Source organism: Petralouisia muris (genome assembly GCF_004793545.1).
Classification (GTDB): Bacteria; Bacillota; Clostridia; order Lachnospirales; family Lachnospiraceae; genus Petralouisia; species Petralouisia muris.
In genome coordinates, this window is sequence record NZ_SRYA01000002.1 from 34,216 (window position 1) to 55,465 (window position 21,250).

The following is a 21,250-nucleotide window of genomic DNA, read 5'->3' on the forward strand; positions in this document are numbered from 1 at the left end:
TAATTTACCAACGTTTCTACTTATAATACGGCACAGCTTTCGGGATCCTTGCAGGAAAATAATCATTTGCTGTAAAATAATTTTCCTGCCTGCATCAACAGAAGGGATACAGGCAGGAAAAGCGGAATCTGTTATTTTCCAAGATAATAATGTCCGTATGCATCGGCTGCTTTGATTGCGGCGCTTACAGTTTCCGGATTCACTTCAAATGGCATATTATGTAAGGTATCAGTGTCAGCGCATGCGGCAGCGGCCACAGCCATAATCTTTTCGTCTGTCACCTCTTTCACACCCAGCTCCTTTAATGTTACAGGAAGCCCAAGTTCAATGCACCATGTGATGATATCCTCCAGTTCCTCGCCAGGAATGTTCTCCAGTACAAGCTGGGTAATGGTTCCGAATGCAACCTTTTCTCCGTGATACATAGGATGGCATTCTTCTAAAACGGTCAGGCCGTTGTGGATGGCATGAGCGCCTGCAAGGCCGCCGCTTTCAAAACCAATGCCGCTTAAGAGGGTGTTTGCCTCAATTATTTTTTCCACTGCAGGAGTGCATGCGCCCGCCTCCAGCGCCAATTTTGCCTTAACGCCTTCTTCCATAAGCGTGTTGAAGCACAGCTCTGCCAGGGACATTGCTGCAGAAGTTGCAAGTCCTCCGGCGCAGGTAGCCGCTCCGCTGTTTTTGCAGGCCCTCGCTTCAAAGTATGTAGCCAGTGCGTCTCCCATACCGGAAACGGTCAGACGAACCGGGGATTTTGTAATGATTTCCGTGTCCATCAGAACAAGATTCGGATTGGCCGGAAGGAACAGATACTCTTCAAACACGCCTTCATCGGTATAGATTACCGATAATGCGCTGCAGGGAGCGTCTGTGGAAGCGATGGTGGGACAAATCAGCACTGGAACAGATTTATGGAAAGCTACCGCTTTGGCAGTGTCCAGAATTTTACCGCCCCCGATGCCGATGATCATGTCGCAGCCTGTGTCCTCTACAACTTTCAGCAGACGGTTGATTTCTGTTTTGCTGCATTCCCCGTTGAAATAGTCGAATACCGTGGAAACTTCTTTCCCCGCAAAGCTGTCTTCCACAATATTCCCGATTCTTTTGTAACCGGATGAGGTGATAAGAATCAGGGCTTTTTTTCCATATTTTTCAGCATATTCCCCCAGTTTTTTCATTTCCCCTGCGCCCTGAACGTATTTTCCAGGGCTGATTAAAATGTTTGCCATGTAAAAAACCTCCTTTTTTATAATGCGCTTTCTGAAGCTATCTCTTATTGTATGCCTTGATTGGGAGCCTGTCAACGAAACTTGGGAAAAAGGTTGCAAAAATATTTTGTTCGAAGTATGATAGTAGAGAAACTGGAAAATTCTGGAAAAAGCGAGGATAAGTGAGACAGGATGAGAGTACGGGAATATCAAAGAGAAAATGTTTATGAGGCGCTTCAGATGAGATTCCATTTTTTGTTTGAGGAATTTGAGAATATTTATGTTTCTTTCAGCGGAGGCAAGGACAGCGGAGTGCTTTTGAATCTTTTGCTGGATTTTAAGCGGAAGTATTATCCCAATCGGAAGGTAGGGCTGTTCCATCAGGATTTTGAGGCCCAGTATACGGTGACCACAGAATATGTGGAACGGACATTTCAGCGTCTGGAAAAGGAACTGGAACCTTATTGGGTGTGTCTTCCCATGGCGACCCGCACGGCAGTAAGCAGCTATGAAATGTACTGGTATCCCTGGGATGATACCAAACAGGAGATCTGGGTGAGGCCTATGCCCAGCCATCCTTATGTGATTAATATGAGCCGGCCCTTTCATCATTATCGTTACCGGATGCCCCAGGAGAATCTTGCGAAACAGTTTGGGCGTTTTTATAAGGAACAGCATGGAAAAAGAAGCACGGTCTGTCTTCTGGGAATACGGGCGGAAGAGTCCATGCAGCGTTACAGCGGATTTGTAAACCGGAAGTATGGGTACAAAGGGGAATGCTGGATTTCCAAGCAATTTAAGGACGTTTGGTGCGCTTCTCCTCTTTATGATTGGACCAACAGTGATGTGTGGGCCGCCAATTTCCAATTTGAATATGATTACAATAAGCTGTATGATTTGTACTATATGGCGGGATTAAAGCCCAGTCAGATGCGGGTGGCTTCTCCTTTTAACGATTACGCCAAGGACAGTCTGAACCTGTACCGGGTGATTGATCCGGAAATCTGGGCCAGGCTGGTGGGAAGGGTGAGAGGAGCCGATTTCGGTGCGGTGTATGCAAGATCAAAAGCCATGGGCTATCGGAATATTAAGCTTCCCCAGGGGCATACCTGGGAATCCTACACCAAGTTCCTGCTGGATACGCTGCCAGTCAGGATACGGAATAATTATGTGAAAAAGTTTCGGACTTCCATGAAATTCTGGCATACCACCGGAGGAGGGCTTTCCGAGGAAACCATTCAGGAACTTTTGGATCATGGCTATCAGATACAGAGAAACGGTATCTCTAATTATACCGTGAATAAGAATTCCAGAATTATTTTTACCGGAAAAATACCGGATGACACAGACGATATTAAATCTACCAAAGATATTCCAAGCTGGAAGCGAATGTGTTACTGCATTTTGAAAAATGACCATATTTGCAGGTATATGGGATTTGGCTTGTCTGCCAGAGAAAAAGAGCAGATTAATGCCATTAAGAAAAAGTACGGAGGATTTGTAAATGAGCGGTAAAATATACGAAAGCCCGGCTTACAAAGTAACGCCGATCCCGATAGAAAAGATTATTCCCAATGATTACAACCCCAATGCGGTGGCGCCGCCGGAAATGCGGCTTTTGTATGACAGCATCAAGGAGGACGGCTATACCATGCCGATTGTCTGTTATTACTCTAAGGAGAAAGATGTTTATGTCATCGTAGACGGATTCCACCGCTACCGTGTGATGAAGGAGCATAAAGATATTTATGAGCGGGAGCACGGGATGCTTCCGGTGACGGTCATTGAGAAATCTCTGTCTAACCGGATGGCAAGCACCATCAGGCATAATCGGGCAAGAGGAAGCCATGATGTGGATTTGATGAGCAATATTGTGAAGGAACTTCATGAAATCGGAAGATCTGACGCCTGGATTGCCAAGCACATGGGAATGAGCAAGGATGAGATCCTGCGGTTAAAACAGATTACCGGCCTTGCGGCGCTGTTTCGGGATGTGAATTTCGGGCAGGCGTGGAAGCCGATCGAGGAAGACTGCTGATTATTTCAGCAGTCTTTCCACATCCTGATAAAAAGAAGGATAAGAAACCGTCACGCAGTTCTCATCGTCAAAGCTGGTTTCCCCATCTGCATTCAGCCCTGCAACGGCAAAGGACATGGCGATCCGGTGATCCCCATACGTGCGGATTCTGGCGCAGTGAAGGGATCTGCCGCCGTTGATAATCATTCCGTCTTCAGTGGGAGTAATGTCGGCTCCCATAGCCATTAAATTCTCGGTCACAGAGGCAATCCGGTCAGATTCCTTTACTTTCAGTTCCTGAGCGTCTTTGATGACAGTGGAGCCTTCTGCAAAAGAGGCCATTACTGCAATGACAGGAAGCTCGTCAATCAATGTGGGGATGATGCTTCCTTCAATCACCGTGCCGTGAAGGCTGCTGGATTTTACCAGAATATCTGCAGCAGGTTCTCCGGAAACCGTGCGTTCATTCAGCAGGGTAAGGTTTCCTCCCATGGCAAGAGCAGCCTTGAGAATACCGCTTCGGGTGGGATTAACTCCTACGTTTTGAATCAGCAGTTCGGAATTGGGGCTGATTAATCCCAGCGCGATAAAATAGGCAGCGGAAGAGATGTCACCCGGCACATGGATGGACTGTCCCTCCAGGACAGGCTCCGGCCAGACGGCGGCGGTGGTTTCTGTGGAGAGAATATTAGCGCCGAAGCCTGCCAGCATCAGTTCTGTGTGGTTCCTGGACAGAACAGGCTCCGTTACTCGGGTAATGCCGTCCCCATAAAGCCCTGCCAGAAGAACAGAAGATTTTATCTGGGCGGAAGCAATGGGGGACTGATAGTGGATGTGTTTGAGGTTGCCGCCCTGTATGGTGAAAGGGGCGCGGCCAGAACTGGATTTTATTGGATGCTCTGGAAAATGCATGGCGTCCCAGCACTGAAATCTTGCGCCCATCTCTGACAAAGGGGTAAAAATCCGCTTCATGGGACGTTTTTGGATGGAGACGTCTCCATTTAAGACACTTTGAAAGGACTGTCCCGCAAGGATGCCGGAAATCAGCCGCAGCGTGGTTCCGCTGTTGCCCACATCCAGTGCCAGCTCTGATTTTTTCAGGCCCCGAAGCCCTTTTCCATGCACCAGTACTCTGGAGCCGTCATTTTCAATGGCAATGCCAAGCTGCCGGAAACAGGATATGGTAGAAAGGCAGTCCGCCCCCTGGAGAAAATTGGTAACCTCTGTCAGTCCATTGGAAATGGCGCCGAACATAATTCCTCTGTGGGAAATGGATTTATCACCGGGAACGGTAAGTTCTCCGTGAAAAGAATGTTTTTTTGTAATTTCCATGATAGTCATTTGTTCCTTTCCTTTTATTTCAGGCTCACCTTTCATATAAGGTATAGCGGTATTTTCTCAACAGTACAAGGGCTTTTTCCAGAGCCTCCTTCTCATAGAATTCAATGTGAAGCGCGCCGTCCTGAAATTCCCGATTATGTATAATTCCAATATTTTTAATGCTGATCTGGTTGGTTCCAAGGATTGTGGCAAGGGCCGCGATGCCTCCTGCTTCGTCCACCATATCACAATAAAGTTCATAGATTTTGGGCAGGGAACCGGAGCTTGTAAGGGGCAGGGAATCCCGGTAATCCTTTGCGGACTGGAAAAAATCAAATAAATTATCCCCTTCAGAAGAAGCGATGGCTGCCCTGGTTTGTGCCAGAGAAGCGGCAAATGCATCCACCAGAGTTAGAATCTGCTGTCGGTTCGTCAGGCAGATTTGCTGCCACATGACAGGAGAAGAGGAAGCGATTCTTGTAATATCCTTAAACCCTCCGGCGGCCACCTGCTTCATGATCTCCTCTTCATTATCCAGATCTTTTACCAGATTTACCAGACTGGAAGCCAGAATGTGAGGCAGGTGGCTGACGGCCGCAGTGATGAAATCATGCTCCTGATAGTCCAGCACAATGGGAAGCGCCCCAAGGGATTTGACAAATTCTCGGAATTCCTGTACGGAATCGGAAGCTGTTTCCCGAGAGGGGGTAATGATATAATATACATTTTCCAGCAGGTAGGCAGTCGCATGGGAATAACCGCTCTTTTCAGAACCGGCCATAGGATGTCCGCCGATAAAGTAAGGAGCCAGAGACGTATGGGCGATTTCCTGATGAATAGCTGATTTCACGCTGCCTACATCTGTAATGATGCAGTCCTTTCCTGCAAAAACAGATAATTTTTCCAGAAATTCCATATTTTTCTGTACCGGGGCGCAGAGGAAAATATAACGGCAGCCGGCGAAAGATTCCGTCAAATCCTCGCAGGCTTCAGCAATGATGCCTTCCTCCAGCGCAAGCGCCAGAGAGGATTTGTCCACGTCATATGCGAGTAATGCAATATCCGGATGAATCCGGTGAATGGTTTTGGCAATGGAGCCGCCAATCAGGCCCAGGCCGATAAAACCGATTTTTTCAGGTTTCATAATGAAGCAATTCCTTTCCTGTAAAACTGTAAGTATTCCCTGACTGTACTGCAAAAATTTTCAGGTCAGCCGAACAGTGACGTTTGGCGTTCAATTGTATTTTATCATAAAGGAATCATGGAAAAAAGTCAATAATTCGATGCGTTGAAGTGAAAAAGCAAATATTGAAAATTCCAAGAATTGAAACTGTATTGTAAATGTTGAATAAAATGGTTGTAAAATTCTAAAAATTTTAGTAGAATATATACATCATAAAATATACTTGTATTGGAGGAATTCATATGAACGTTTATACAACTGACAAGATAAGAAACGTGGCACTTCTGGGACATGGCGGAAGCGGGAAGACGACCCTGGTGGAAGCGATGGCGTATTTGTCCGGCATCACAACCCGCATGGGAAAAATCAGTGATGGAAATACCTTAAGCGATTATGATAAAGAGGAAACCAAACGGCTTTTTTCTGTGAATACTTCTGTTGTTCCGATTATCTGGGAAGACACCAAAATTAATGTGCTGGATACTCCCGGCTATTTTGGATTTGTTGGAGAAGTAGAGGAAGCAGTCAGCGTGGCAGATGCGGCAATTATTGTGGTGTCCGGCAAGAATGGAATTGAAGTGGGAACCCAGAAGGCATGGGACATCTGTGAGAAATATAAGATTCCCAGAATGGTATTTGTGACAGAGATGGATGACGACAATGCAAGTTTTCGCCAGGTAGTGTCAGACTTAGAGGAAATGTACGGAAAGCGGATTGCCCCCTTCCATCTTCCCATCCGTGAGAATGAGAAGTTTGTAGGATATGTGAATGTAGTGGCTCAGACCGGAAACCGCTGGGATGACAAGGGTAAGGTTGTGGAAACTGAGATTCCCGATTATTCCAAGGCCAATCTGGATCTTTGCCGGGAAACATTGATGGAGGCAGTGGCAGAGACCAGCGAAGAATTTATGGATCGCTATTTTGCCGGGGAGGAATTTTCTGAATTTGAAATCCGTTCTGCTTTGCGCACCAATGTGGTAGACGGAAGCATTGTTCCAGTTTCTATGGGCTCCAGCACATTGGTACAAGGCGTGTATACGCTTCTGGATGATATTCTCAAATATCTGCCAAGCCCGGAAAAGCGTCCCTGCAAAGGCGTTAATATGAAGACCAACGAAGCGTTTGACGGAGATTACGATATTGCAAAGCCCAAGAGCGCATACATATTTAAGACTATCGCGGATCCGTTTATTGGAAAATATTCTTTGATTAAGGTGAATTCCGGCGTTCTTAAGACCGATGACGTGCTGTTTAATTCTGAGAAGAATATGGATGATAAGATTGGCAAGATTTATGTGATGCGCGCCAATAAGCCTATTGAGGTGAAAGAGCTTCATGCCGGAGATATCGGCGCCCTGGCGAAGCTGACGAAGGTGTCCACCGGAGATACGTTGTCCACCAAGGCTGCGCCGGTGATTTATGGAAAGACTCAGATTTCCATTCCTTATACTTATATGCGCTATAAAGCGAAGAAAAAGGGAGATGAGGACAAGATTTCCCAGGCGCTGCAGAAATTAATGCAGGAGGATCTGACTCTGAAGACGGAAAATGACAGCGCTAATGGACAGACTTTGATTTACGGTATCGGAGATCAGCACCTGGAAGTGGTAGTCAGCAAGCTGGCAGAACGCTATAAAGTGGAAATTGAACTGAGCAGGCCGAAGATTGCATTCCGGGAGACCATCCGCAAGAAATCTGACGTTGAGTACAAATATAAAAAACAGTCCGGCGGACACGGACAGTACGGACATGTGAAGATGACTTTTGAGCCGAGCGGAGATCTTGAGACAACCTATACCTTTGAGCAGCAGGTGGTAGGCGGTGCAGTGCCTAAGAATTATTTCCCAGCCGTAGAGAAGGGGCTGCAGGAATCTGTATTGAAGGGGCCTATGGCAGCTTATCCGGTTGTGGGCGTAAAAGCAGTGTTGTATGACGGCTCTTATCATCCGGTGGATTCCTCCGAGATGGCGTTTAAGATGGCTACCATCCAGGCCTTCAAGAAAGGCATGATGGAGGCTTCTCCTGTATTGTTAGAGCCGATTGCAACCATGAAAGTGGTAGTTCCCGATAAATTTACTGGTGACGTTATGGGCGATTTGAATAAACGCCGGGGCCGCGTGCTGGGAATGAATCCGGCGGAAACCGGCAAGACAGAGATTGCAGCAGACGTTCCGTATATGGAAATTTACGGTTATATGACAGATCTGCGTTCCATGACAGGAGGAAGCGGACTGTTTTCCTATGAATTTGCACGTTATGAGCAGGCTCCTTCTGATATTCAGGAAAAAGAAATCGCAGCAAGAGCAAATAAGCTGGAAAACGGCGAAGAATAAATAGATTAATGAATGAAAGAAGGTTGAGGACCGTATGAAAAAGAGAAAGAAGGAGCATACGGCAAAAAAAACAAAAAGCTTCAGCATACAGGAGATAAAGCGTCTGTATCGTGAGACGATCAAAGGGAAGATTAGCACGTCAGTACTGGCGCTGGTAATTATTCCTCTGGCGTTGCTTGGAATTATCACCAGTGTACTGAATAACCACAGCACCAATTCCACGTTGGAGCGTAATATGGTTGCTACGGCAAAGGTGGCGTCAGAACGTGTGGAATGGGAGATGACCTCTTACCGGAATCTTGCAGAAGATTTGGGCATGACGGTCCGTCTTGCCAGGGATGATGTGTCCCTGGAAGAAAAACAGGAAATCTTAGACGAACGTGTTCAGGTAAATGAGCTGACACGGGGGAATATTCTGGACAAGAACGGCGTCAGTATTTTCTCAGGAGAGGATTTCAGCGACAGGGAATATTTTAAAACGGCAATGGGAGGACAATCCTGTGTTTCAGAGCCGATTATCAGCAAGACTACAGGAAAGATGAGCGTGATTATTGCAGCTCCTATATGGGAAGGCGGAATTTGGGGAAGCCAGGTGATAGGAGTCGTATATCTGGTTCCGGAAGAAACGTTTTTGAATGATATTATGATGGCTATCAATGTCAGCGAGAATGGCTCTGCCTATATGCTCGACAAAGAAGGCACCGTGATTGCCCATGAAAATATGGAATTGGTGAAAAATTATGATAATTCCATTACAGATGCAGAGACCAATCCCAGGTTAAAGGCCTTGGCAAATCTGGAAAAGAAAATGATTGCAGGGGGAATTGGAGTTGGAACCTACCGTTATGGCGGCGTGAAAAAGATCATGGCTTATGCTCCTGTGGAAAACAGCGATGGCTGGAGTATTGCCATTACAGCTCCTCTTTCGGATTTTAACATTGAGACAATCGTAGGAATTATTCTTACGATTGTGATTGTGATTATCTCTATTGCCATTGCAGTGAACATTGTCAGGAAGCTGGCAGATAATATCGGAACGCCTATCAGGCTTTGTGCAGAACGTCTGAAAGAACTGGCAGCAGGAGATCTGCATTCAGAGATTCCGGCCATTACATCTGAGGATGAAACCAAGGTTCTGGCAGAAGCAACCGGAGTGATTGTGGAAGAAATCGGTGAGATGATTACAGATATCAAATACCTGCTGGGAGAGATGGCAGTGAATAACTTTGACGTCCATTCCAGGGCGACGGATTCGTATGTGGGCGATTTTGAGGAAATCCTGGTGGCAGTCCATAAGATTAATCATTCTTTAAGCGGTACCCTGGGGCATATCAGAGAATCTGCCGATCAGGTGGGCCTTGGCTCTACCCAGATGGCGGAAAGCGGACAGGCGTTGGCAGAGGGCGCTACCGATCAGGCGGCTTCCATAGAGGAATTGCTTGCTACCGTTAATGATCTGACAGAGCAGGTAGAACGGAATACCAGGAATGCTGTTTCCACCAGCAGGAAGGCAGATGACATTGGGAAACAGGCCCAGGCCGGCAATGAGCATATTGTTGAGATGACTCAGGCGATGAGTAAAATTAATGACGCTTCCCTGGAAATTGCAAATATCATCCAGACCATTGAAGCCATTGCGGATCAGACCAGTCTGCTTTCACTGAATGCGTCCATTGAAGCAGCCAGAGCCGGAGAAGCAGGACGCGGTTTTGCCGTGGTTGCTGGAGAAATCGGACATTTGGCAAGTCAGAGTTCAGATGCTGTGGAAGATACCAGAAGGCTGATAGAGGCTGCTGTAAGCGAGGTGGAAAGTGGCAATCAGATTGCGGAGGAAACGGCGCGAGCTTTGCAGGCAGTGATCGAAGGAATTGCAGATATCGTGAAAGCTGTTGAAGAGGTGGCGGATAATTCCAGCCAGCAGAACGGCGCAATGCAGCAGATTAACCAGGCCATTGAACAAATTTCAGAGGTGGTGCAGTCTAATTCTGCAGCAGCGGAGGAGAGTTCTGCAACCAGTCAGGAATTGTCGGCACAGGCAATTGAATTAAATGATATGATTGAGATGTTTAAGCTGGCAGAGCAATAAGCAGCAATTCGGGTTTTTCTTTCTGTTGAGGATAAGGGAAAGAAAGACCCGAATTGTTTCATGTTACACAGCCTGAATGGCGCCGCAGGCTATTTTTGTCCCGGAATTTCCAGCAGGCTGGCTGGTGAAGTCATCCACGCCGCTGTGTATAATCACGGTTTTCCCAATAATATCAGAAATAGAAAAACGATCCGTGGAATACATCATCCAGGCAGTGCCGTTATTTCCAAACAGAGGCGGCAGATCCCCTTCGTGGGCAGGATGCGGACAGAGGGTTGGGTTAAAATGCGATCCGGCATTGGCGTAAGGATCTGCTTCTGTCCCGGTGCAGGAATGGCCTTCGTGGATGTGAAAACCAAAAATATCAGAACCGCAGGGATTCGTGTTGACGGGCAGGCCGTAAATTTCCGCATTGACTAAAACCTCTGAACCAACGGAATAGAACCTCACCATGCCGATAATTTCGCCCGTTCCCGGATTTCCCATAAGCTCTGCATAGGCGTCGGGCATATGGGTCAGGGCAACCTCCAGATAAAACCTTCCCGGATTCTCATAAGACTCTTCTGTAACTATGTGATCTATCTCATAATTTCTCATAATCCTCTCCTGAAATTTTGTTGATATGATTTTATTATAATATGATTGTGACTCCAAAAACGTGCCGAAGGTTTGAGGATTCTGTAAATTTAGAAACCGGGAATTCTTGACAAATATCCTTGATGTGATAAAATTTTAAAAGAATTAGAGATGTTTAAACGAAATTTAGGAGGATATCAAATGGCAGCACCATACAATCACAGAGCTTTGGAAGAAAAATGGCAGAAGATTTGGGATGAGGAAAAGGCTTTTGCCGCTACCGAGGATTATTCCAAGCCGAAATATTATGCATTGGTAGAATTCCCATACCCTTCTGGGCAGGGGCTTCATGTGGGACATCCCCGTCCTTATACGGCCCTTGATATTGTAGCCAGAAAACGCAGAATGCAGGGCTATAATGTGCTTTATCCCATGGGGTGGGACGCATTCGGACTTCCCACGGAGAACTATGCAATCAAGAATAAGATTCATCCGAAAATTGTAACAAAGAACAACGTAGAACGGTTTAAGGGACAGCTTCACGCTCTGGGATATTCTTTTGACTGGGAGAGGGAAGTCAATACTACGGATCCCGAATACTATCATTGGACCCAGTGGATTTTCTTGAAATTGTTCCAAGAAGGCCTGGCCTATAAGACAGAAATGCCCATCAACTGGTGCACTTCCTGCAAGGTGGGCCTTGCCAATGAGGAAGTGGTAAACGGCGTCTGCGAACGATGCGGCGCGCCTGTAGTCCGTAAGGTCAAGAGCCAGTGGATGCTGAAGATTACCGAATATGCCGAAAAGCTTTTGGAAGGCTTAAATGATGTGGATTATATTGAGCGGGTCAAGGTTTCTCAAAGGAACTGGATTGGCAAGAGCCAGGGAGCGGAAGTGGATTTTCGGATTGCAGGAAAAGAGGATAAGCTTACCGTATACACCACCAGGCCGGACACGCTGTTTGGGGCAACCTATATGGTAGTGTCACCGGAACACCCCATTCTGGAAAAGTATAAAAATGAAATTAAAAACTGGGATGCAATTGCAGCATACCAGGAGCAGGCGGCAAGAAAATCTGACTTTGAACGTTCCGAGCTGGCAAAAGAGAAAACCGGAGTGGAAATAGACGGTTTGCGAGCCATTGATCCGGTGAATGATAAAGAAATTCCAATCTGGGTGTCAGATTATGTGTTGATGAGCTATGGAACGGGTGCAATTATGGCAGTTCCGGCCCATGATACCCGCGACTGGGAATTTGCTAAGAAGTTCGGACTTCCTATTATTGAAGTAGTGGCGGGGGGAGAGGATGTTCAGAAGGAGGCATACACAGACGTTGCCACAGGTAAATTGGTGAACTCCGGATTTTTGGACGGCCTGGAAGTGGCAGAGGCTAAGAAGAAAATTATTGAATTTCTGGAAGAGAAACAGATTGGAAAGGGGAAAACCAATTTCAAGCTGCGTGACTGGGTATTTTCCCGTCAGCGTTACTGGGGAGAGCCGATTCCTATTGTAAATTGTGAGAAATGCGGTTACGTGGCGTTGCCGGAATGTGAGCTTCCCCTGGAACTTCCTGAAGTGGACAGCTATATGCCTACGGATAACGGGGAATCTCCCCTTGCGGCTATGACAGATTGGGTTAATACTACATGTCCCTGCTGCGGCGGGCCGGCAAAGCGGGAGACAGACACCATGCCTCAGTGGGCAGGATCTTCCTGGTATTTTCTGCGTTACACAGACCCTGGGAACAAAGAGGCCCTGGCGAGTGAAGAGGCGTTAAAGTACTGGCTTCCGGTAGACTGGTACAACGGAGGGATGGAGCATACCACCCTGCATCTTCTGTATTCCAGGTTCTGGCATAAGTTCCTCTATGACAAAGGCATTGTGCCCACGCCGGAACCTTATCAGAAACGGACATCCCACGGCATGATTCTTGGAGAAAACGGGGAGAAAATGTCCAAATCCCGGGGCAATGTGGTTAATCCTGACGACATTGTAATGGATTACGGGGCAGACACCCTCAGGACTTATGAGATGTTTATCGGAGCCTTTGACTTAAGCGCTTCCTGGTCGGAAAACGGCGTAAAGGGCTGCCGCAGATTCTTAGAGCGTGTGTGGAAGCTGCAGGACATTCTGGTGGACGGCCAGGGGTATCGGTCGGAATTTGAGACCAGGATGCACCAGTTAATCAAGAAAGTAAGTTCTGACTATGAGAATCTGAAATACAATACAGCCATTGCGGCGATGATGTCCATGCTGAATGATTTTTCCAAGGCGGGCAGCATCAGCCGGGGAGAGTTCCGGACGTTTTTGATTCTGCTGAATCCGGTGGCGCCTCATATTACAGAAGAAATCTGGGAAGCCTGCGGCTATGAAGGCAGGATTTACCAGTGTGTCTGGCCGGAATATGAGGAAGCGAAAACCGTGGAAAACACCGTGGAACTGGCAGTTCAGATTAATGGAAAAACCAGAGCCACCGTTACCCTTCCTGTAGATGTAGACAAGGATACGGCCATTGCCGCGGGGAAAGAGGCCCTTGGGGATAAGCTGACGGGAAATGTGGTGAAGGAGATTTATGTTCCCGGGCGGATTATCAATGTTGTGATGAAATAGCAAAATATGTTTGCTGAATAGGAAAAGCAACGCAGGAATTGGAGACAATGCCTGCGCTGTTTTTATAAGTGAAATATTTGGGCTGTCAGGAAATGACAGATTTTCCACAATAAATATTGTGTATAAAATTCATTTCCCGACAGCCCCATTTCTTACTTTCTTACGTGAATGTGTTTCTCCTAAGATATGTCGGCAAAGGCTATTTCCGCATGTTTTTCATCATCTGCATCAGCAAATCCACCCTTTTCTGTTCCTGGGGCGGCATGCTCTGTTTTAATACCTCAATAATCAGATCCCGCTCCGCAGAGGAGAAATCAACTCCCTGGTTTTTCACGCTTTCGGAGGCGTTTTTCAGGGATTCTGCCATAGCCTGGGGATTGGAGGCGTTGGCAGAATTATTGCTGGCAAGTTCGATTAATAGCTTAAGTTTATCAGGAGAAATATTTTTCTGAAGCTGTGGGTTGTTTAATATGTCCTGTGGGTTCATAGCATTCCTTTCTGTGGCTGTAGTTAAGTTGTTGTAAACAGGGTTTCATAGGTGGAAAACATCTGGACAAAGCTGATGATGTTGTCTATCATTTCTTTTTCCCTGTCCGTACAATATTCCCGTATGGCAGTCAGCATCTGCACTGGATCCTTGCGCTCTTCCTCTGAGCACATCTGCAGATCATTTCCGGAATTCTGAAACAGTGCCATGGTTCGCTGTAATTCCATAAATTTTACCAGCATTGCCATATTTCTCTGCCGGGAATTATCTAAATAGGGAATGGCAGCTTTTATCATTTCAAGGTGCCTATCCTGAATCAGTGTATCAATCGCTTCCATTGCATTCACCTTTTTTATTTTAATCTATGTGAGAATGCTCTGTGATATGACAAAAGAGGAACTTCTCATTCCCGGCACAAATATAATAGTAAGGAATATATTTCAGGAGATGAGATTTGTGGGAAAGTTAGTGATAGATGGTAACAGTGTTTATGAGATAGATGAAGAGTGTGTGCGGAGAAAGGAGAATCCCAATAAGTATCCGCAAAGCAGGCAGGAAAGCCGGGAGCAGTATCCAAACCGGAGGCCTAAGAGAAAGGGCTGAGACGGAAGAGCTGACAAAAAGCTTTGCAAGAAATGACAGGCAGCGAATAGGGACCGTCAGGAAATGATAGCTTATAAAATTCATTTTCCGGCAGTCCCTTTTAAAATGTGAAAATGTTTCCATGGCGGATGCCCTGGCATTGCAGTCAAAAAGTATTTGCGGTATGTGTTTCAAAAATGAGTGATTTAGGGAATTGTAATAAATAGACATGATTTTGCAAAAAAGCCAAGTCGATTTTTGGGGAAATATATCATATTTTGCTATTGTGTTTTTGGATAAATCAGGTATAATAATATTTGGTAAAATAGATTTGATAACTGGCAGTTGAAATTTTAGATTGTTAAAAGAAAACGTATGGGATACAGGGAGAAAGGATGGATAGAGTGATGGATGTGCAGCAAGCAGGCATTGAAAAGAGGCTTACCAAATCTTTTACAAAGGTGTCAGCGATTACAGTGGTGGTAGCGTTATTAGGTTTGATTGCGGTGTTGATGGTGTCTAACAGGTATTCTTATGCATTGCAAAATTATGGTTTTGCCCAGGGGGATATCGGCATGGCCATGTTTGAGTTTGCAGATGTGAGGTCGTCCCTCCGGGCAGCCATTGGGTATGATGATCCGGATGCCATTGCCGCAGTGGTGGAACAGCATGGGAAAAGTAAGGCGGCGTTTGAAGAAAATTTTGCGTTGATTGAGAATACCATTGTATCGGATGATGGCAGAAAAACCTATGATGAGATCAAAGCCGAACTGGAAACCTATTGGGAATTGGATCAGAAAATTATGGATATCGGCGCAACTACGGACAGGGAGCTTTGCCGGCAGGCCCAGGAGCTGGCCCTTGGCGAGCTGGCAGACAGCTATAGCAGTATCTACAGCAAATTGGAGAATTTGCTGAATGTGAAAGTAACGGAAGGAAAACGTTTGTCAGTAATCCTGAATGTTACAGGATGGATTCTGGCGGCTGCAATGGCCGCCGCTGCAGTGATTGCCATTATCTTTTCCACGAAGATTGGCAAGAGCATTGCGACAAGGATTTCAGAACCACTTGGAAAATTGGGGAGCCGTCTCAAAACTTTTGCAACCGGCGACCTGACGTCTCCGTTTCCCATGGTTATGACTGGGGATGAGGTGGAATATATGGAGAAGGATGCTTCCGAGATGGCGGACAATCTGAATGTGATCATTCATGACATTGATGAAGTGCTGGGGCAAATGGCAAGCGGAAATTATGCAGTTACATCCAACGCTTCGGACAGATATACCGGAGATTTTGGAAAGCTATACGAATCTATGCACAGTTTACGGGAGCAGATGACACAGACATTGGTGTCCATCGGGGAAGCTTCTGAACATGTGTCGATTGGCTCCGGTGACTTGGCAACCGCGTCCCAGAGTCTGGCAGAAGGGGCAACGGAGCAGGCCCAGGCGGTGCAGGAGCTGCATGCAACGATTTCTGACATTGCAGTAACAATGGAAAAGAGTGCAGAGAGTGCAGGGGAATCTTACATGAGAGCCCAGCATTACGCCAATGAGGCAGATAACAGCCGGGAAGAAATGGATACTATGATGGCGGCCATGCAGCGGATTAATGATGCGTCTACAAGGATTGGAGATATTATCTCTGAGATTGAATCTATTGCAGCTCAGACCAATCTGCTGTCATTGAATGCTTCCATTGAAGCGGCAAGGGCCGGGGAGTCAGGCCGGGGCTTTGCAGTTGTGGCAGATCAGATTCGTGAGCTGGCAGATCAGAGCGCACAGGCTGCCGTTGACACCAGGGAATTAATCGAAGGCTCCATTCGGGAAGTTACAGAAGGAAACCGGGCAGCGGAGCGCGCCTCTGACGCCATTGTCTCTGTGGTAGATGGAATTAAGCAGATTGCAGATTTTTCCAAAAGATTAAAGGGAATGGTAGAAGACCAGAGTGAGGCCATGCGTCAGGCAGAAATCGGAATCAATCAGATTTCCGAAGTGGTGCAGAGCAATGCGGCCACGGCAGAGGAAGCTTCAGCTACCAGTGAAGAATTGTCAGCGCAGGCACAGATTCTGGATGAGCTTGTAGGGAAGTTTGTATTGGCAGAAGAATAGAATAAGACAGGAATTTAGCGGTTTTAAGCAGAAAATAAATTCCGCAAAGGGACAAAGCCGGCGCAATGCGCCGGCTCTGCTTTTTGGAAGGAAAAAATTTTTCCTGTCAGGATTAGCAGCAGAAGCCGCCGCCGAATCCATTGCCGTTTCCGCCGCAGCAGAAGAGAAGCAGGATAATCCACAGGCAGCTGTTGTTGCCGCCGCATCCGCATCCATCGTTGCCGCCGAAGAAACCATTGCCGCATCCGCCGCCGCAGCAGCTAAGCAGAATGATTAACCAGATAAGAGAAGAGCATCCTCCATTGTTATTTCCTTCGCATCCACATCCACAGTTTGTAGCAGCTAAATCACTCATGTTCAAATCCTCCAATATTTTGATTACAATGTATCATATGTGGGCTGCTTGTATGTGTTTCTCAATGTTTTGAAAAAAATTTTGAAAATTATATAGTATTCTGATATAATAAAAAATGGCGGGAAATGGATGGCAGAAGAATAGCAGGGGAGAATCGTATTTTCCCGAAGGGAGGCAGGTTGTGAATACAGTAGTGATTCTGGATCATGAGAGCAAGAATATTGAAGGATACCGGCGGATGCTGGAAGCTTCCAGAGAGCAGATAGACTGTGAGTTTTTTCAATATCCTGAAAAAGCCCTGGATTATGTAAAGAGTCATCCGACAGCGGTGTTAATCAGTGAACTGGCAATGCCTGTAATGTCAGGGAAAGAGGTCTTTGATATGGTAGAGATGCTTTCTCCTTCCACAGTGAGAATTGCCATGACACAGATGGACAGTGTTGCCGAAACTTTAGAGATCTTTAACCAGATTAGAATATTTAAGTTAATTTTAAAGCCGTTTTTTTTGCCGGAGGATCTTATCAATCCAATTCAACAGGCTCTGGAGTATCATAAAGAATTGGAACAGGAAGAACTGCGGATTAAGAAAATGGAGCAGGAGAGGCTGCGCCTTGACCAGTTATGGCAGCAGCTGACAGATAAGCTGGAGAAAAAGAAAAACAGATATAAGGGAATCTATCAGGTTGCTTCGGGCATTATCCGCGGGAATCTGAATTCTGAAATGAAAGGGCTGAATGCCCAGGAAGCCGGTTTTGCTGCGGAAGTCTGTGAAGAATTGCTTCAGGAATTTATGCGATACTATATGTTTGAGGAGCGTGACTGGCAATTTCATGTAAGGTATCTGCAGGTACGGTTCAGTTATCCGGAAGACGGATGCATTCTGCAGATTAAGAATAATACAGGGAGTGAGGCGCCCAGGGAGATTCTTCCGGAAATTGCTTACGGAATATTTCTGGGCGGTTACTTGTGCCAGATGCTCTTTTATTCTTACCGTACCCTTATGTTGGTTGAAAAAGAGGGAGCGGTGTATGTATTAAGAATGTTTTGCCAGCATTCTTCCGGAAGAAAAAGTTATAAGATTACCGATGAAGGAGTCCGGAATTTGATGATAAACTTCATACGAGAGATTGCAAAAGCCCTGTCATTCCGTATGGCAAGCGGCGTAAAAGAACAAAAGTTTGCAGTCAGGCTGTATTTTAGGAAGGAAGATGGGTGCAATGAATGCGATAATTATGGGGCTCTATGAGATCGAAGAGCAGGCAGGAAAGATTATGGAGAATGCCGAGGCTCGGAAACAGGAATTGACAGAGGAAAGCAGAAAGCAGAGAGAAGATTCTGTGGTAGAACTGGAAAAAGAACTGGAAGGCAGACTGACGATTTTGCGTTCTCAATTGGAGGCTCAGACAGAGAGTGAGCTGGAAGCGGTTGTGAAAAAAAATCAGGAACAGATCCAGCAGTTGAATGCGAGATGTGAGAAGAATCTGGATCAGATTGCCAAAAAAATTGTAGAGAAGATAACAGAGGTGTAGCTATGGCAGGTGAATTGCTGCAGTATAGCGGGTTGATTGCCAAGACGAGAGCCATGCACAGTCGGCTGCTGAAAAGAGAAGATTTTGAGCGGATTGCAGAATTGCAGACGGTTTCTGAAGCGATTGGATTTCTCCGGGAACAGGAAAGCTATGGGAAGATATACGGCGGCCGGGAGGATATCCGACACCGGGGACAGGTAGAGGAATTGATTCACAATTCAATTATGGAAGATTATCAGAAGCTGTACAGGTTTGGGAATGAACAGCAGAGAAGGGCTCTGGAGTTATACCTGCCCCAGCTTCAATTTGGGGAATCGGTTCCGAAAATTGAGAATTCTTATTTTACGGAAGTATGGAAGCAGATTGACAAATTTTCCGGCAGTCAGATGCGCAAGGTGCTGCGGGAGATCTTTGGCACTCAGGTGGACTGGCTGAATATTATGTGGATGTACCGGGGCAAAGAATTTTTCCATCAGAAACCGGAGGAAACCGCAAAAATTCTGATTCCTTTGCACTATAAATTAAAGAGGGCGGAAATACAGAGGCTTTTAGAGACGGAAGGGACAGAGGAGTTTTGCCGTATTCTGGAAGGCACCATGTATTTTAAGGGAAAGGATGCGCTGGTGAAGATGCAGGATGAGATTTCCTGCCATCAGGTTATGAAGAAAATGTATCAGAGGATTTGCCGGAAATATCCGGCTTCTATGGCGCCGGTATTTTATTATTTTTATGAGAAGGAACAGGAAATCGAACATCTTACCACAGCGCTGGAAGGGATACGTTACCAGGTTCCAGCCAGGGAGATCCGGAAGTTGATTTTACTGTGAAAGCGAGAACTTTCATAGTTTGGATGGTCATGGAGCCTGCCAGACGGCAGATGGAAGTTTACTGTAAAAATTCAGAATATAGGAAGATTGGAGGAGGAAGCATTGATTGAGAAAATGAAGTTGTTGCATATTACTGGTCCGAAAAATGACATTGACCGGGTAGTGAAGCTGTATTTGAATCAATACGACATTCATTTTGAGAATGCAATGACAAGTCTGAACAATTTGAAGAATGTACGGCCTTTTGTGGAAACAAATCTGTACAAGGATGCAGCGCAGAAAGGAGAAGAGCTGAAGCAGTACCTTGAGGTCTCCAGGAAAACGGATCTGGAGGTGACGGCACAGCAGGCGCAGGAAATTATTTTTGCAGTCCATGAGCAGCTGGCGGATGTGGTGCGGCAGCAGGAACGTGTACAGAAAGAGCTGCGGGAGCTTAAGGAATGGATGGTAGAGATTGCCCCGTTTATCGGACTGGATTTTGAACTTTGCAAGCTGAGGGATTTTCATTTTATTGATTATCAGTTTGGCAAGATTAAAGTGGAGTATTATCATAAGCTGGAGCAGTATGTATACCATAATCCCTATACGCTGTTCTATGAGTGCAACAACGACAGCGAATATGTCTGGGGCGTTTATTTTGCGCCGCATACCCATCTGGTGGAAATTGAAGCTGTATACGACTCTTTCCATTTTGAGGCGATTCAGGTGCCGGATGATTTGGAGGATACTCCCAGGCAGGCGTTTGAACAGGCAAGAAAACTTTTGCAAAATCACCAGCAGAAATTAGAAAGCTTAAAGATGCAGGCCATAGAGGTGGCAAGGGGCAAAGAGCAGGAAATACTGGCGGCCTGTGAATGTCTGGAAAGCTATTGCGATAATTTTGAAATCCGCAAATACGCAGCCTGCACCAGTGCCAGGGAAGATGGCGTTGAGTACTATATCTTGTATGGCTGGATGGCCAGGCAGGATGCGGATAAGCTGCAGCGGGAAATCGCTATGGATGAGAATATCAACTGCGTGGAGGAAGAGCCAGGGGATGATTTGGGCAGCAGGCCTCCTACCAGGCTGAAGAATCCGAAGATTTTAAAGCCCTTTGAAATGTTTGTGGAAATGTACGGGCTGCCCGGTTACAATGAGATGGATCCAACCTTGTTTATTGCATTGACCTATACCTTTATGTTTGGCGTGATGTTCGGGGATGTGGGACAGGGAGCGTGTCTTTTGGCCGGGGGAATCCTGCTTTATAAGATTAAGAACATAAGGCTTGCAGGGATTGTAGGAGTGGCTGGCGTCTGGTCTGTGATTTTTGGATTTCTGTACGGAAGTTTTTTTGGATTTGAAGAAGTGATACCGGCTCTGTGGATGAAACCTATGGACAATATTATGACAACACTGATGCTTGCCATTGGCTTCGGCGGAGTATTGATTCTGGTGGCTATGGTGCTGAATATGGTGAATGCAGTTCGGGCGAAAGAATACGGCAGGCTGCTGTTTCACCAGAGCGGCCTGGCAGGGCTGATTTGTTATGGATTTGTATTTCTGTGCGTTTTACTTTTCGCTGCAGGGTACGGCCTTCCGGCAACGATACTGATTGGAACGGCAGTGGGAGTCCCGCTGATTGCGATTTTACTGAAAGAGCCTTTAAGTCATTTGATTGAGAGAAAAGGCAGCATTTTTCCAGAGGGCAGTAAGGTGATGTTTTTCGTGGAAGCCCTGGTGGAAGGCTTTGATGTGGTATTGAGTTATGCCACCAACACGATTTCTTTTGTGCGTGTGGGAGCTTTTGCATTGAGTCATGCAGGCATGATGGGCGTGGTAATGACCCTTGCGGGCTTGGAAAAAGGAAATCCCAACTGGATGATTATCATATTGGGAAATGCTCTTGTGGCCGGCCTGGAGGGGTTGGTTGTGGGAATCCAGGTGCTCCGTCTGGAATATTACGAAATGTTCAGCCGTTTTTATACCGGGGATGGAAAACCCTTTATTCCATTCAGAAAGCAGGAAGAAAGCTAAAATAATGTAACAC

The 21,250-nt window shown here is 46.2% G+C and carries 18 protein-coding genes; 11 read left to right on the forward strand and 7 right to left on the reverse strand.

Going from position 1 to position 21,250, the window contains the following annotated elements; translation table 11 throughout:
• Positions 1–131 precede the first annotated feature (131 nt).
• On the reverse strand, positions 132–1,229 hold the full coding sequence (locus tag E5329_RS01310) for a glycerol dehydrogenase (protein ID WP_135987782.1): 1,098 nt from the start codon (positions 1,227–1,229) through the stop codon (positions 132–134).
• A gap of 171 nt (positions 1,230–1,400) precedes the next feature.
• Between E5329_RS01310 and E5329_RS01315 the strand changes: the two genes are divergently transcribed.
• Together E5329_RS01315 and E5329_RS01320 are read left to right on the forward strand one after the other, a co-directional pair.
• Entirely contained in the window at positions 1,401–2,723 is a 1,323-nt protein-coding gene (locus tag E5329_RS01315) for a phosphoadenosine phosphosulfate reductase (RefSeq protein WP_135987783.1), read from the forward strand.
• A complete protein-coding gene (locus E5329_RS01320; RefSeq protein WP_135987784.1) occupies positions 2,713–3,246 on the forward strand; it encodes an IbrB-like domain-containing protein in 534 nt (177 codons plus the stop codon). Before E5329_RS01315 ends, E5329_RS01320 begins: the two co-directional genes overlap by 11 nt.
• On the opposite strand, the gene aroA is transcribed toward E5329_RS01320, so the two are convergent.
• Both aroA and E5329_RS01330 read right to left on the reverse strand, forming a co-directional pair.
• Positions 3,247–4,557: a 3-phosphoshikimate 1-carboxyvinyltransferase gene (gene aroA, locus E5329_RS01325; protein ID WP_135987891.1), complete on the reverse strand. Its 1,311-nt coding sequence runs from the start codon at positions 4,555–4,557 to the stop codon at positions 3,247–3,249. It lies immediately after the preceding gene.
• Positions 4,558–4,591: 34 nt separating this feature from the next.
• A complete protein-coding gene (locus tag E5329_RS01330) occupies positions 4,592–5,689 on the reverse strand; it encodes a prephenate dehydrogenase (RefSeq protein ID WP_135987785.1) in 1,098 nt (365 codons plus the stop codon).
• Positions 5,690–5,970: 281 nt separating this feature from the next.
• On the opposite strand from E5329_RS01330, the gene E5329_RS01335 reads away from it, so the two are divergent.
• Together E5329_RS01335 and E5329_RS01340 are read left to right on the forward strand one after the other, a co-directional pair.
• Entirely contained in the window at positions 5,971–8,061 is a 2,091-nt protein-coding gene (locus E5329_RS01335) for an elongation factor G (protein WP_135987786.1), read from the forward strand.
• A gap of 34 nt (positions 8,062–8,095) precedes the next feature.
• A complete protein-coding gene (locus tag E5329_RS01340) occupies positions 8,096–10,147 on the forward strand; it encodes a methyl-accepting chemotaxis protein (protein ID WP_135987787.1) in 2,052 nt (683 codons plus the stop codon).
• Between the two features lie 63 nt (positions 10,148–10,210).
• Here the strand turns inward: E5329_RS01340 and E5329_RS01345 are convergent, their stop codons facing one another.
• Positions 10,211–10,744, reverse strand: coding sequence for a superoxide dismutase family protein (locus E5329_RS01345; protein WP_135987788.1), 534 nt, complete (start codon positions 10,742–10,744; stop codon positions 10,211–10,213).
• Positions 10,745–10,924: 180 nt separating this feature from the next.
• On the opposite strand from E5329_RS01345, the gene leuS reads away from it, so the two are divergent.
• Complete coding sequence (leuS, locus tag E5329_RS01350) at positions 10,925–13,333, forward strand: leucine--tRNA ligase (RefSeq protein WP_135987789.1); 2,409 nt, start codon at positions 10,925–10,927, stop codon at positions 13,331–13,333.
• Between the two features lie 199 nt (positions 13,334–13,532).
• Here the strand turns inward: leuS and E5329_RS01355 are convergent, their stop codons facing one another.
• Both E5329_RS01355 and E5329_RS01360 read right to left on the reverse strand, forming a co-directional pair.
• Positions 13,533–13,820, reverse strand: a complete 288-nt coding sequence (locus E5329_RS01355) for a hypothetical protein (RefSeq protein WP_135987790.1) — start codon at positions 13,818–13,820, stop codon at positions 13,533–13,535.
• 23 nt (positions 13,821–13,843) lie between these two features.
• Positions 13,844–14,158: a hypothetical protein gene (locus E5329_RS01360; protein ID WP_135987791.1), complete on the reverse strand. Its 315-nt coding sequence runs from the start codon at positions 14,156–14,158 to the stop codon at positions 13,844–13,846.
• 118 nt (positions 14,159–14,276) lie between these two features.
• On the opposite strand from E5329_RS01360, the gene E5329_RS29570 reads away from it, so the two are divergent.
• Positions 14,277–14,423 (forward strand): hypothetical protein, encoded by a 147-nt coding sequence (locus E5329_RS29570; RefSeq protein ID WP_168356473.1) that lies wholly within the window; start codon positions 14,277–14,279, stop codon positions 14,421–14,423.
• A 374-nt stretch (positions 14,424–14,797) separates the two neighbouring features.
• Complete coding sequence (locus tag E5329_RS01365; RefSeq protein ID WP_275442905.1) at positions 14,798–16,513, forward strand: HAMP domain-containing methyl-accepting chemotaxis protein; 1,716 nt, start codon at positions 14,798–14,800, stop codon at positions 16,511–16,513.
• Between the two features lie 112 nt (positions 16,514–16,625).
• Here E5329_RS01365 and E5329_RS01370 read toward each other — a convergent pair whose 3' ends face one another.
• The gene (locus E5329_RS01370) at positions 16,626–16,868 is read right to left on the reverse strand and encodes a chorion class high-cysteine HCB protein 13 (RefSeq protein ID WP_135987792.1); all 243 of its coding nucleotides are present in this window, start codon (positions 16,866–16,868) and stop codon (positions 16,626–16,628) included.
• A 181-nt stretch (positions 16,869–17,049) separates the two neighbouring features.
• Between E5329_RS01370 and E5329_RS01375 the strand changes: the two genes are divergently transcribed.
• The 4 genes from E5329_RS01375 (at position 17,050) to E5329_RS01390 (ending at position 21,237) form a co-directional block, all read left to right on the forward strand.
• Entirely contained in the window at positions 17,050–18,114 is a 1,065-nt protein-coding gene (locus E5329_RS01375) for a response regulator (RefSeq protein ID WP_168356474.1), read from the forward strand.
• Positions 18,086–18,397 (forward strand): hypothetical protein, encoded by a 312-nt coding sequence (locus tag E5329_RS01380; protein WP_135987794.1) that lies wholly within the window; start codon positions 18,086–18,088, stop codon positions 18,395–18,397. The genes E5329_RS01375 and E5329_RS01380 overlap by 29 nt, the downstream gene beginning before the upstream one ends.
• A 2-nt stretch (positions 18,398–18,399) precedes the next feature.
• A complete protein-coding gene (locus E5329_RS01385) occupies positions 18,400–19,224 on the forward strand; it encodes a V-type ATPase subunit (protein WP_135987795.1) in 825 nt (274 codons plus the stop codon).
• A gap of 102 nt (positions 19,225–19,326) precedes the next feature.
• Positions 19,327–21,237 (forward strand): V-type ATP synthase subunit I, encoded by a 1,911-nt coding sequence (locus tag E5329_RS01390; protein WP_135987796.1) that lies wholly within the window; start codon positions 19,327–19,329, stop codon positions 21,235–21,237.
• Positions 21,238–21,250 lie beyond the last annotated feature (13 nt).